Genomic DNA, 13,208 nt, shown 5'->3' with positions numbered 1-13,208 from the left:
GGGCTGGCTTGCATGGACGGCGCCAGGGCGCCAATCCTTGCTTGCAGCTTGCAGCTTGCAGCTTGCAGCTTGCAGCTTGCAGCTTGCAGCTTGCAGCTTGCAGCTTGCAGCTTGCAGCTTGCAGCTTGCAGCTGGCTTCAGCCGTTCGGCAGCAGCCGCACGGTCAGGCTCTTGATGTAGCGGGTTTCGGCGATGGCCGGGTGCACCGGGTGGTCCGGGCCCTGGCCGCCGCGCTCCAGCAGCTGGAGGTTGCGGTCCAGGTGGCGGGCGCTACCGAGCAGGATGTTCTGTAGGTCGTCCTCGGGCAGGTGCATGGAGCAGGAGGCGCTGACCAGGATGCCGTCCTTGTTCAGCAGGCGCATGGCCTGTTCGTTGAGGCGGCGGTAGGCGGCCTCGCCGTTCTTCAGGTCCTTCTTGCGCTTGATGAAGGCCGGCGGGTCGGCGATGACCACGTCGAAGCGCTCGTCGGCGGCCTTCAGCTCGCGCAGGGCGTCGAACACGTCGCCTTCCACACAGGCGACCTTCTCGGCCAGGCCGTTGAGGGTGGCGTTGCGCTCCACGCCGTCGAGGGCGAAGCCGGAGGCGTCCACGCACATCACTTCGCTGGCGCCGAAGGCCGCGGCCTGGATGCCCCAGCCGCCGATGTAGCTGAACAGGTCGAGCACGCGCTTGCCTTTCACATAGGGCGCCAGGCGCGCGCGGTTCATGCGGTGGTCGTAGAACCAGCCGGTCTTCTGCCCGGCCAGCACCGGCGCTTCGAACTTCACGCCGTTCTCTTCCAGGGCGACCCACTCGGGCACTTCGCCGTAGGCGTTTTCCACGTAGCGCTCCAGGCCTTCGGCGTCGCGCGCGCTGGAGTCGTTCTTCCACAGCACGGCGCTGGGCTTGAGCACCTGCAGCAGGGCGGCGAGCACGTCGTCGCGGTGCCTCTCCATGGTCGCCGAGGCGAGCTGTACCACCAGCACGTCGCCGAAACGGTCCACCACCAGGCCGGGCAGCAGGTCGGAGTCACCGTAGACCAGGCGGTAGAAGGGCTTGTCGAAGAGGCGCTCGCGCAGGCTCAGGGCGACGTTGAGGCGGTGAACCAGCAGCGACTTGTCGAGAACGTGCTTGGTATCGCGGGAGACCAGGCGTGCGCAGATGAGGTTGTTGGGGCTTAGCGCCACCACGCCCAGCGGCTTGCCATTGGCCATCTCGAGGATCGCCTGGTCGCCGGCGGCGAAGGCGTTCAGCGGGGTGGCCTGGACGTCCACTTCGTTGCTGTAGACCCACAGGTGGCCGGCGCGCAGGCGGCGCTCGGCATTGGCTTTCAGACGCAAGCTGGGCAGGGTCATGGCGGTGCTCCGGGAAAAAGAGCGAGATTATAACCGTTGCCCGCCGGGGTTGCCGATGCCGCGCTGGCGTGACGGCCGAGCATAAAGTTCGTGCCGAGGCTGCCGATGAAGTTCTGTCTAAATCGGCAGTTCCAGAAGTGCTCCGTCTGGGTAAACTGTGCGCCCCGTCAACTTTTCCAGACCGTCCCCATGGTCCAAGAACTCTCCGCCGAACAGATCCGCCAGGCCCTGCAGGGCATCAGCGTGCCGCCGCAACCGCAGATCATGGTCGACCTGCAGATGGAACAGGTCATGCCCAACCCTGACCTGAAGGCCATCGCCAAGCTCATCAGCCAGGACCCGGGGTTGTCCGGTGCCTTGCTCAAGCTGGTCAACTCGCCGTTCTTCGGCCTGGCCAACCGTATCACCTCGATCCAGCGCGCGGTCAACCTGCTCGGCAGCCGCTCGGTGATCAACCTGATCAACGCCCAGTCGATCAAGGGCGAGATGAGCGACGACACCATCGTCACCCTCAACCGCTTCTGGGACACCGCCCAGGACGTGGCCATGAGCTGCCTGACCCTGGCCAAGCGCATCGGCTACGAGCCGGTGGACGAGGCCTACGCCCTGGGCCTGTTCCACAACTGCGGCATCCCGCTGATGCTCAAGCGCTTCCCGCACTACATGGCGGTGCTGGAGGAGGCCTACGCCAGCGCCAGCGACGAACGCCGCGTGGTGGATACCGAGAACCGCGTGCTGAACACCAACCACGCCGTGGTCGGCTACTTCACCGCGCGCTCCTGGCGCCTGCCGGAGCACGTCTGCGAGGCCATCGCCAACCACCACAACGCGCTCTCGGTATTCAGCGAGGAAAGCAGCCGCAACACCCAGCTGAAGAACCTCCTGGCGATCCTCAAGATGGCCGAGCACATCTGCGGCTCGCACCGGGTGCTGGGCAACCAGCCGGAAGACCACGAGTGGCAGAGCATCAGCGCCCTGGTGCTGGATTACGTGGGGCTGACCGAGTACGACTTCGAGAACCTGAAGTCGAGCATCCTCGAGCTGGGGGTGGGGCAGGGGAGCTACTAGGGATCGCGGACGGAGTCCGCTCCTGCGATCGTGCTTCCCCGCAACCGTAGGGCGTATAACCGTTCGCGGTTATACGCCGTTGGCGGGAACACCTATGCCCTTTAAGAGCGCCCTCTCCCCAACCCTCTCCCGCAAGCGGGAGAGGGGGCTGTCCTGAGCGGCGTCGAAGCCAGGCACCATCCTCATACCCCCGCGAACGCGGGAACCCAGAAAACAGCGTAGGAGCAACTGTCTTGCCGGTTGCGCCGAGGTGTTCTTCGTAGGAGCGAGCTTGCTCGCGAATGAGCCCCGCGGCGGACTGTGTTCGCGAGCAAGCTCGCTCCTACGAAAAGCTGTGTTTCCTGGAAACGTAGGAGCGGGCCCTGCCCGCGATTCGCGCGCAGGGCGCGCTCCTACAAGTGCACGAGAACCGGCCGAAGCGCGCCAAGTACGGGATGGCGCGGCCCTCAGTCGAGCATGTCGCCGAAGCGCTCGTCCTTCCTGTACACCAGCGGCTGGGCGAAGCCCGGTACCGTCAGTTCCTCGGCGCTGATGCGGATGTCGCGGTCGTCGATCATGTCGTTGCCGAAGTTGTAGATGATGTCGAACTGGCCCTTGAGTGCCTGCTCCTCGTAGCGCCGGGCGGCGGCGCGGGTTTGCTCGCGGCGTGCCTGGTAGGCGTCGAAGGCGGCGGCGCCGTGGCGCTTGCGCAGCATCTTCTCGGCCAGGCGCGGGGAGAGCAGCACGCCGGTGGCGTTGTTGCCGCCGAAGCCCTTGGAGTTGATGAAGCAGACGTCGAGGTCGTCGCGCTTGCGGTCCCTGGTGGACAGGGCGATGCGGTCCTTGTGGACGTCGTCGGCGAAGGTCTCGACGGTCTTGATGCCCGGCAGCAGGCCGTACTTGAAGGTGCCCAGGGCGGAGACCAGCTGGTCGGCGCTGGCGGTGGCCAGGGAGTGGCCGACGAAGGCCTTGACCGCCGCCACCGGCCAGTCGGCGATGCCGAAGGCCTTGGCCACGCGGTCGAGGATTTCCGACTCGGTGACGCGGTTGGCCGGGGTGCTGGAGCCGTGGGCGTGGACGAAGCTGTGGCGGCGCACGCCTTCCTCGCCGACGATCTGCATGGCGGCGGCCACGGCCTTGGCCATGGTCAGGTAGTTGCCCGGGCCGGGGGCGGAAATGGATTTCTTGAAGCCGTCGGCGTTGATGAAGACGTCGGTCACCGCGCCGTGGATGTCGGCGCCCAGCTCCAGGGCCAGGGCATCGTCCATCAGCACCACGTACTGGCTGGATTCGGCCAGGGTGAAGCCGCAGTTCTCGCCGAACGGGCGGCTGGCGCGGCGGAAGTCCACGTCAGGGCGGCCTTCGATGTTGCGCAGGCCTTCTTCGGTGGCCAGGGCGCTCATGGCCGCGTAGCCCTCGACGATTTCCGAGGTGATCGGCGCTTCGCTGTTGCCCACCACCACCACCCGCGCCTGGCCGGAGGTGATCGCCTCGATGCCCTTCTGCAGGTTGTAGAGGAAGGTGGCGCAGGCGCCGGTGACGCTGCCGGTGAGGCCGACGCTGCCCAGCACGTAGGCGTTGATGAAGTCGGTGGGCATGCTGTTGAAGCCCAGCGGCAGCTGCTTGGCGCTGACGCGGTGGCCCTTCAGGCGCGACTGCAGCAGGCCGCCGAAACCGTTGTCGTCGAGCTGGCTCATGATGCTGCTGGAGAACACGGCGATTTCGTCGGGCTGCACGCGGTCGACGATGCGCTGCCAGTCGATGCCGGTGGAGCGGATGGCGTCGGTTGCGCCCACCACGGCCATCTGCAGGCCGCGCGGGTGGAAGCGCGAGGCGTACAGCTCGCCCGGCTCGAAGCCGGTGGGCAACTGGCCGGCGGACTTCACCGGCATCTCGCGGTAGCTGTCGACCTTGACCTCGACGCTGTCATGGAGGGTCACGCGCACCTGGTTGTCGGCCAGCTCTTCCACCGACCAGTTGGCCGGCAGCGGCTCGGGCAGCTGCTTGCGGGTGGTGGTGAAGCTCAGCGGCTGGGCATCGCTGGCTTCGAGGGTGAGGTTCTTGTGCCAGTGCGCGGCATCGACGTCGAAGTACTGCTTCTCGATGCGGCGGATCAGGGTGGAGCCGAGGATCTGCGCGGCATGCCGCTGCTCGATGGCGGCCAGGTCCAGGCGCGCGCCGTCGGCGGCGTCCAGGTAGTGGCCGTCCTCGAACCTGACCAGCTTCATCATCACCGCCAGGCCGGCGAGGGTTTCCTGGCGGGCGGCCGCGTCCAGGGACTCCAGGACGGTACGGCGGAACGCGTGGTGGAAGGAACTGCGACCCGCGGCGTTATACCCACCAAAACCAACGATGACCGGTAGTCGAGACATCTCTCGCAAACTCCTTCATATAGGCCCGTCCTGTACAGGACCGGATGGCGCGACCAGGTTGCACGCGAGGCGCTGAAAGGCGGCATCACGGATCGGGGGCACAAGCCCGGCGGCGGCTCTGTGATTGGAATGCTTATGCTGACGAGGATGATGACTGTCGAGTCACGCTTTTGGCCAGGGATTGACGGCGAAAGGCGACGAACTTGCATGGATGGGGGCGCTCGCGCGGCTGCGCGAAGACGCCGGGAGCCAGAACGGCTCCCGGGCGGTGTTGCAGTGCGGGCTCAGCGGTACTCGATGCCGGGCTTCCTGGTGCTGACGCGGGTGCCAGACTTGCCCTGGGTGATGGCCACGATGTTTTCCAGCGAGCCGATCACCGCGTCCTTGCCGGTGGCGCGGGCGAATTCGGCGGCGGCCTGGACCTTCGGGCCCATGGAGCCGGCGGCGAAGCCGAGGCGTTCCAGTTCGTCCGGGTGGGCCTGGGCGATGGCCTTCTGGGTCGGCTTGCCCCAGTCGATGTAGGCCGCGTCCACATCGGTGGCGATGATCAGGATGTCGGCGTCCAGTTCCTGGGCCAGCAGCGAGGAGCACAGGTCCTTGTCGATCACCGCCTCGACGCCGGAGAGCTTCTTGCCGGACTCGTCGTACATGGTCGGGATGCCGCCGCCGCCGGCGCAGATGACGATGGTGCCTTTCTCCAGCAGCCATTTCACCGGGCGGATCTCGAAGATGCGCTTGGGTCGCGGGCTGGCCACCACGCGGCGGAACTTGTCGCCGTCCGGGGCGATGCTCCAGCCTTTCTCCTTGGCCAGGGCTTCGGCTTCTTCCCTGGCGTAGACCGGGCCGATCGGCTTGGTCGGCTTCTGGAAGGCCGGGTCCTTGGCGTCCACCTCGACCTGGGTGAGGATGGTGGCGAAGGGTACTTCGAAGGGCAGCAGGTTGCCCATTTCCTGTTCGATCATGTAGCCGATCATGCCCTCGGTCTCGGCGCCGAGGACGTCCAGCGGGTAAGGCGTGACCTTGTCGTAGGCGGCGCCCTGCAGGGCCAGCAGGCCCACTTGCGGGCCGTTGCCGTGGGCGATCACCAGTTCATTGCCAGGCGCCACTTTGGCGATCTGTTCGGCGGCGATCCGTACGTTTTCGCGTTGGTTGTCCGCAGTCATGGGTTCGCCACGACGCAGCAGGGCGTTCCCGCCCAATGCGACGACGATACGCATAGTCATTTCCTCCTGAGAGTGAAAACGCCCCCGGGCCAGCAGACGTGGCCCGGGATGCGCATTCGTCGATCACATGTCGGCGAGGGTCGAAACGAGGATCGCCTTGATGGTGTGCATGCGGTTTTCCGCTTGCTCGAAGGCGATGTTGTAGGGGGACTCGAAGACGTCTTCGGTGACTTCGATGCCGTTCTTCAGGTTCGGGTACTGGGCGGCGATCTGCTGGCCGACCTTGGTCTCGCTGTTGTGGAAGGCCGGCAGGCAGTGCATGAATTTCACCCGCGGGTTGCCGGCGGCTTTCATGATGTCCATGTTGACCTGGTAGGGCAGCAGTTCCTTGATGCGCTCGCCCCAGGCTTCCACCGGCTCGCCCATGGACACCCAGACGTCGGTGTGGACGAAGTCCACGCCCTTGACCGCTTCCTTCGGGTCCTCGGTGAGGAGGATGCGGGCGCCGCTTTCCTCGGCGAATTTCTTGCAGGCGGCGACGTGTTCGTCGCTCGGCCACAGCGCTTTCGGTGCGGCGATGCGCACGTCCATGCCGAGCTTGGCGCCGATCAGCAGCAGCGAGTTGCCCATGTTGTTGCGGGCGTCGCCCAGGTAGGCGTAGGCGATGTCGTGCAGCGGCTTGTCGCTGTGCTCGCGCATGGTCAGCACGTCGGCCAGCATCTGCGTCGGGTGGTATTCGTCGGTCAGGCCGTTGAACACCGGCACGCCGGCGTACTGCGCCAGTTCCTCGACGATCTCCTGCTTGAAGCCACGGTATTCGATGGCGTCGTACATGCGGCCGAGCACCCGGGCGGTGTCCTTCATGCTCTCCTTGTGGCCGATCTGCGAGGAATTGGGGTCGATATAGGTGACATTGGCGCCCTGGTCATAGGCGGCGACCTCGAAGGCGCAGCGGGTGCGGGTGGAGGTCTTCTCGAAGATCAGGGCGATGTTGTTGCCCTTGAGGTGTTGCTGCTCGGTGCCGGTGTACTTGGCGCGTTTCAGGTCGCGGGACAGGTCGAGCAGGTAGCGCAACTCGCGGGTGCTGTGGTGCATCAGGCTGAGCAGGTTGCGGTTGTGCATGTTGAAAGCCATGTTCTTTCTCCTTGTGGGATGGAATCTCGGCCCTCGTCAGTACAGCTTGTGGCTGGCGGGGCGGGCGGCCCTGGCTGGGGCCGCCGCGTTGAGCAGGGTGGGCTTCGGCGATCAGTAGTCGATCGGGTCGCGGATGATCGGGCAGGTCATGCAGTGGCCGCCGCCACGGCCGCGGCCGAGCTCGCCGGCGCTGATGGTGATGACTTCCACGCCGGCCTTGCGCAGCAGGGTGTTGGTGTAGGTGTTGCGGTCGTAGCCGATGACCACGCCGGGCTCGACGCAGACCACGTTGTTACCGTCGTCCCACTGCTCGCGCTCGGCGGCGAAGCTGTTGCCGCCGGTCTCGACGATGCGCAGTTTCTTCAGGCCCAGGGCCTCGGCGACCACGCTGATGAAGTCCTTCTCCTCGCGCTGCACGTTGATGCCGTAGGGGCTCTTCTCGTCCGGGCGCAGGGTGAAGGCGACGATTTCCTTGACCACTTCCGGGAAGACGGTGACCAGGTCGCGGTCGCAGAAGCTGAACACGGTGTCCAGGTGCATGGCCGCGCGGGATTTCGGCAGGCCGGCGACTATGACTTTCTCCGCGGCGCCCTTGGCGAACAGCGACTGGGCGACCTGGCCGATGGCCTGGCGGGAAGTCCGCTCGCCCATGCCGATCAGCACCACGCCATTGCCGATGGGCATGACGTCGCCGCCTTCGAGGGTGGAGGAGCCGTGGTCCTTGTCCGGGTCGCCGTACCAGACTTCGAATTCGGCGTTGGTGAATTCCGGGTGGAACTTGTAGATCGCGGTGGCCAGCAGGGTTTCCTGGCGACGCGCCGGCCAGTACATCGGGTTCAGGGTGACGCCGCCGTAGATCCAGCAGGTGGTGTCGCGGGTGAACTGGGTGTTGGGCAGCGGCGGCAGCAGGAAGCTGGAGTGGCCCAGGTAATCGCGGAACATTTTCAGCGGCTTGGAGCCTTCGGTTTCCGGGATGTCGTCGGCGGTCACGCCACCGATGAGGAATTCGGCCAGTCGTCGCGGCTCGAGGCCTTCCAGCCAGGCGCGCAGCTCCTGGGTCAGGCCCAGGCCGACGCTGTCGGCGGTGATCTTGCGATCGAGGATCCATTTCAGCGCTTCGGGGTTCTGGACGGTCTCGGTCAGCAGGTTGTGCATTTCCAGGACGTCGACGCCGCGCTCGCGCATCTTGGTGACGAAATCGAAGTGGTCGCGCTTGGCCTGGTTAACCCAGATCACGTCGTCGAACAGCAACTCGTCGCAGTTGCTAGGGGTCAGGCGTTGGTGGGCAAGACCGGGCGAGCAGACCATCACTTTGCGCAATTTGCCAGCTTCGGAGTGGACGCCAAGTTTGGTTTTTTCCGTGCTCATGAGTGTCTCCAGTGATGTCACAGAGTGAGGAAACCGTCGTAGAGGCCGTAGGCCGCGATCAGGGCACCGATCACGACACCTGCGAAGATGAGCTTCTCGACGTTGGTGAAGATCGGTTGACCGACTTCACGTTTCGCTTTCGCGAAGAGGATGACGCCTGGTGCGTACAGCAGCGCCGACAGCAGCAGGTATTTCAGGCCACCGGCGTAGATCAGCCAGACGGCGTAGATCACCGAGATGCCCGCGATGATCAGGTCCTTGTTGCGCTCGCTCGCGTCCTGCTCGTAGGTCTCGCCGCGCACTGTCAGCAGCAGCGCGTAGGCCGCCGACCAGAAGTACGGGATGAGGATCATCGAGGTGGAGAGCAGCAGCATCTTGGTGTACGGGTCCATGCCGCTGGAGTCGCCCGAGGTGAAGAAGACGATGACCAGGAAGACCTGCACGCAGATGTTGGTCAGCCACAGGGCGTTGGCCGGCACCTGGTTGGCGTTCTCCTTGCGCAGGAACTCCGGCATGGTGTGGTCCTTGGCCGCGGCGAACATGATCTCGGCGCACAGCAGCACCCAGGACAGCAGGGCACCGAGCAGGGAGATCAACAGGCCGACGCTGATCAGCACCGCGCCCCAGTGACCGACCACGTGCTCCAGCACCAGCGCCATCGACGGGTTCTGCAGCTTGGCCAGTTCCGGCTGGGTCATCACGCCCATGGACAGCACGTTCACCAGCACCAGCAGCAGCAGCACGGTGATGAAGCCGATGACCGTGGCCTTGCCGACGTCGCTGCGTTTTTCCGCGCGGGAGGAGAAGATGCTCGCGCCCTCGATGCCGATGAACACCCACACGGTGACCAGCATCATGTTGCGCACCTGGTTCATCACGCTGCCCAGGTCGGGATTGCTCAGGCCCCAGATGTCGGTGGTGAAGATGTCCAGCTTGAAGGCGAACAGGCAGATCAGGATGAACAGGAACAGCGGCACTATCTTGGCGATGGTGGTGATGGTGTTGATGAACGCCGCTTCCTTGATCCCGCGCAGCACCAGGAAGTGCAGGGCCCATAGCAGCACCGACGCGGCGATGATCGCCGGGATGGTGTCGCCCTTGCCGAAGACCGGGAAGAAGTAGCCCAGGGTGCTGAACAGCAACATGAAGTAGCCGACGTTGCCCAGCCAGGCGCTGATCCAGTAACCCCAGGCCGAGGAGAAGCCCATGTAGTCACCGAAACCGGCCTTGGCGTAGGCATACACACCGCCGTCGAGGTTGGGCTTGCGGTTGGCGAGGGTCTGGAAGACGAAGGCCAGGGTCAGCATGCCGACCGCGGTGATGGCCCAACCGATGAGAATGGCGCCGACGTCTGCACTGGCGGCCATGTTTTGCGGAAGAGAGAAGATACCCCCGCCGACCATGGATCCGACGACCAGAGCGGTTAGTGCCCCAAGTCGTAGTTTTTGGCTGCTTTCTTGCGACATTTTCGGAATCTCCCTATAGGAGTTGGAGAGTGTAGTCATTAGGCGCCGACTGTCAGGGAACCCCCCTGACCTAAATCAATAGCCTGCTAACAAATGTTTCCAACTGCGCAGCGGTGTCGGTCCGCTTGAAGAAGAACGATAGGAGAGGTTTGCCGAGATCGCCTGATTTAGAGGGGATTCATGTGAAATCCGGATGGCGTTTCGGTGACCGTCCGGCTTTTTATTGATGGTGTGAATGGGTTCCCGCGCCGGGGCCCTCATCAGGAAAATCTGTCAGAAGTTATTGCGGGCCGGATGCCAGGCAGAAAAAAAGCCCGACATGGTGGTCGGGCCTGGCTTTCTTGCTTATCGAGCGTTGCCCGCACAGGGTCGCTACACGGGCGGCGCCCCCCAGGGAGGAAGGGCGCCATGGCCGGATGGCCGGAGAGACACCGCCGGGCTTGTGGCCCGCCGGGCGCTACGACGCGGGGTCGGAGCGAGAGGGATGCGCAAGGCACCGGGGCGGTGTATCGCAAGCTCCGTGCCATCGGCGAGGGGCGCTGGAGTGGCCGTGTTGCCTGGGCTTCAGCGAGCGGATCGAGACGGTATCGGCAAGATTCCGCCTATGCATCGGGGTCTTCGGCGGGATTTCCGCCAGGAGCTTCCGAGATCGCTCTTCCCCATTACTGTTTGCTGATGCCGCCTTCCTGCTTTGCCCCGCCGAAAGTGAAGAATTTATAGATGAGGAAAGTGGCGAAGGCCGGAACGGCCAGGGAGATGGCGTGGGCCAGGCCGTCGGCGATGTTCTCCAGGCCTGCCTGGCGGAACAGGTAGCGAAAGCCCAGGGCTGCCACCCAGACCACCGGCATGAAGGCGATGTTGACCAGCAGGAACTCCCTGGCCTGGGCTGCTATGGGACGCGGCGAACCGGGAAAGACGAAGCGTCGGTTGAGCAGGAAGGCAACGCTGATCCCGACCAGGTAGGCCAGGAGCACCGCCAGCGAGTAGTTCAGTTCCTTGCTGAGGGCATAGCGGCTGCACCAGTTCGCCAGCGCTGCGGTGACGCCCACGCCGATGAACGTGAGGAACTGCATGGAGAAGAAGTGCCTGATCATTTCTCCGCTGCCTGCCTGGCCATCTTGCGGCCGAAGTCGATGCTCTCCGAGATGCCGCGGTCTTCCGGGTAATAGTAGGAAGTATCCGCCGCCCACAAGCCGCGTACCGGCAACTCGACTGGCGGCAGGTGCTCCAGGTAGCCCGGGTCGCAGATGGGCTGGGCATAGCGGTAGCGGCTGGCGCGCATTTCCAGGAAGTCGGCGTCGGTGAGCTGCGGATTGATCTTCTGCAGGTAGCGTTTCACCTTGTCGAGAAATGCCTGGTCCGGCTCCTGGAACTTGGGATGTTCACCGGGCATGTAGAAGGGGACGTAGACGATGTGTTGATCCAGCGGGCGCAGGTTGCTGTATTCCACCAGGCCGGGGATGTCCATCTCGGGGTCGTTGGTGTTGAGCCAGAAGTTCTCGGTTACCGCCTTGCGCAGCTTGGCGATGACGCAGACCACGGCGATGTTCTTCACCGAGCGGAAGGCGTCGAGGGTCGCTGTCGGCAGATCCGGCATCAGTCGTGGCACATAAGGCAACGGAATGGTACTGACGACCTTGTCGAAGGTATGCAACTCGCCACCAGCCTCCACGCCACTGACCTTGCCGTTCTCGATCACGACCTTGCTTGCCGGCGTTCCCAGGCGGAACTCGCCGCCATGTTGCTGGATGTAGTCGCGCAGGCCATGCAGCAAGGTCTCCGAGCCCCCCTCCAGGTACCCCAGCTTCTCCTTGAACAGGTTGTAGCGGGAGCGGCCGATACGGCGGATGCGGCTCCAGATCCAGGCCGCCGAGAGGTTGTCCGAATAGTCGTAGAACTTGTAGTCGAACAGCCGGCGCCAGAGTACCTCATAGGCTTCGGCACCCACCCAGCGCTTGATCCAGCCGGTCGCCTCGACATGGTCCAGCGGACGCCAGTCGTTGCGCTTGGTGGACAGGAAGGCGTGCAGGCCGTAGCGGAACTTGGCGATGAAGCTCAGGCCCGAGAATTTCAGCAGGGCGAACGGGTTGCCCCAGGGCTGCACCTTGCCCTGGTACCAATAGCCCATCCTGGTTTCCACCCAGTGCATCCTGTCGGCCAGGCCGAGTTCGTCCAGCACCTTGAGGAAGGCGTGGTCGGAGATGCAGTGGAAATGGTAGTAGCGCTCGATCGACAGGCCGCCGAAGTCGAAGTGGGCGGTCATGCCACCGACCCGATCGTCGGCCTCGAAGATCACCGGGCGATGGCCGTCCCTGACCAGTTGGTAGGCGACGGCCAGGCCCATCGGACCTGCGCCGAGCACGGCGATGCGTTGATTGTCCTTCATCAGAATTCCAGTACGACCTTGCTGTAGGTGGGGTGCTTGAAGGTTTCCTCCACCGCCTTGGCGAACGGCGTGGGGCGGACCTGGAAGATACCCGGCCAATCGATGACTTCGAACTCGTCGCGGGCCACCAGGGCCTTGAGCTGATCGGCGGTGAAGGGCGGGTTCTTGTCGAACAGGGCCCAGATCTTCAGCAGCACGTAGAAGAGCCCGTAGGGAATCTTCAGCAACAGGCACCTGGCGCCGGTGGTGTTGCGGATGGTGCGGATGATGTCGATGTAGTCGATCTCTTCCAGGCCGGTGATGTTGTACACCTGGCCGGCGATGCGTGACTCGATGCAGCTGACGATGATGCTGCTGAAGTCGCCGGCATACAGCGGCTGGCGCATGTAGCGGCCATCGCCGGGGATCGGGAACACCGGCACCTTCTGCATGAAGCGCGACAGCCAGCCCAGGTGCTTGCGGTCGAACCAGCCGAACATCAGGGTTGGGCGCAGTACGACACAGTTGATCCCGCTCTCGAGGACGATGCGTTCCTGTTCCTTCTTGGTATTGGTGTAGTGATCGTCGGCGACCGATTCCACCACCGAGGAACTGATGTGCACGGTATAGGGAATCTCGTAGCGCTTGATCAGTTCGAGGATGCGCTCGGTCGAGGTGATGTTGTTGCGCACGAAGGGCTCGGGGTTGGGATCACCGATCTGGGCCTGCAGCATGACCACGGTGTCTGTGCCTTCGAAGTGCTTCTCCCAGTCGCCGCTCTCGGCGAGGTCGGCGTACTCGATGGTCAGCTCGGGGTGCAGGTTGCGCAGGATGTCCAGGTTGGCGCGGTGCTTGTCGAGGATCACCAGGTTGGTGTAGCCGCGTTCCTTGAGCTGGGCGACCAGGTTCTGGCCGACCAGGCCGGCTCCGCCGGGGAGGAGGATCTTTGGGGTAGTCAT

10 protein-coding genes are annotated in these 13,208 nt (G+C 64.3%); 1 reads left to right on the top strand and 9 read right to left on the bottom strand.

What is annotated here, in order from left to right:
- Positions 1-137 precede the first annotated feature (137 nt).
- Positions 138-1,334 carry a class I SAM-dependent rRNA methyltransferase gene (locus DK254_RS18020; RefSeq protein WP_109934882.1) on the bottom strand — a complete coding sequence of 399 codons (1,197 nt, stop codon included), beginning with the start codon at positions 1,332-1,334 and terminating at the stop codon, positions 138-140.
- A gap of 243 nt (positions 1,335-1,577) precedes the next feature.
- On the opposite strand from DK254_RS18020, the gene DK254_RS18015 reads away from it, so the two are divergent.
- Complete coding sequence (locus DK254_RS18015; protein ID WP_089390921.1) at positions 1,578-2,402, top strand: HDOD domain-containing protein; 825 nt, start codon at positions 1,578-1,580, stop codon at positions 2,400-2,402.
- A 446-nt stretch (positions 2,403-2,848) separates the two neighbouring features.
- On the opposite strand, the gene DK254_RS18010 is transcribed toward DK254_RS18015, so the two are convergent.
- The 8 genes from DK254_RS18010 to DK254_RS17975 form a co-directional block, all read right to left on the bottom strand.
- A complete protein-coding gene (locus DK254_RS18010; RefSeq protein WP_109934881.1) occupies positions 2,849-4,753 on the bottom strand; it encodes a beta-ketoacyl synthase in 1,905 nt (634 codons plus the stop codon).
- 284 nt (positions 4,754-5,037) lie between these two features.
- Positions 5,038-5,970, bottom strand: coding sequence for a carbamate kinase (gene arcC, locus DK254_RS18005; protein WP_109934880.1), 933 nt, complete (start codon positions 5,968-5,970; stop codon positions 5,038-5,040).
- Between the two features lie 69 nt (positions 5,971-6,039).
- The gene (locus DK254_RS18000) at positions 6,040-7,050 is read right to left on the bottom strand and encodes an ornithine carbamoyltransferase (RefSeq protein ID WP_109934879.1); all 1,011 of its coding nucleotides are present in this window, start codon (positions 7,048-7,050) and stop codon (positions 6,040-6,042) included.
- 111 nt (positions 7,051-7,161) lie between these two features.
- Complete coding sequence (arcA, locus tag DK254_RS17995) at positions 7,162-8,418, bottom strand: arginine deiminase (RefSeq protein WP_109934878.1); 1,257 nt, start codon at positions 8,416-8,418, stop codon at positions 7,162-7,164.
- Between the two features lie 17 nt (positions 8,419-8,435).
- On the bottom strand, positions 8,436-9,884 hold the full coding sequence (arcD, locus tag DK254_RS17990) for an arginine-ornithine antiporter (RefSeq protein ID WP_109934877.1): 1,449 nt from the start codon (positions 9,882-9,884) through the stop codon (positions 8,436-8,438).
- Positions 9,885-10,546: 662 nt separating this feature from the next.
- On the bottom strand, positions 10,547-10,978 hold the full coding sequence (locus tag DK254_RS17985) for a GtrA family protein (protein ID WP_109934876.1): 432 nt from the start codon (positions 10,976-10,978) through the stop codon (positions 10,547-10,549).
- Complete coding sequence (locus DK254_RS17980; protein ID WP_109934875.1) at positions 10,975-12,270, bottom strand: NAD(P)/FAD-dependent oxidoreductase; 1,296 nt, start codon at positions 12,268-12,270, stop codon at positions 10,975-10,977. The genes DK254_RS17985 and DK254_RS17980 overlap by 4 nt, the downstream gene beginning before the upstream one ends.
- Positions 12,270-13,208 (bottom strand): NAD(P)-dependent oxidoreductase, encoded by a 939-nt coding sequence (locus DK254_RS17975; RefSeq protein WP_109934874.1) that lies wholly within the window; start codon positions 13,206-13,208, stop codon positions 12,270-12,272. Before DK254_RS17975 ends, DK254_RS17980 begins: the two co-directional genes overlap by 1 nt.

Source organism: Pseudomonas sp. RW407, from assembly GCF_003176655.1.
Classification (GTDB): Bacteria; Pseudomonadota; Gammaproteobacteria; order Pseudomonadales; family Pseudomonadaceae; genus Pseudomonas; species Pseudomonas delhiensis.
Note: the sequence above shows the minus strand (reverse complement) of the source record. Positions and strands in the feature narration are given on the sequence as shown.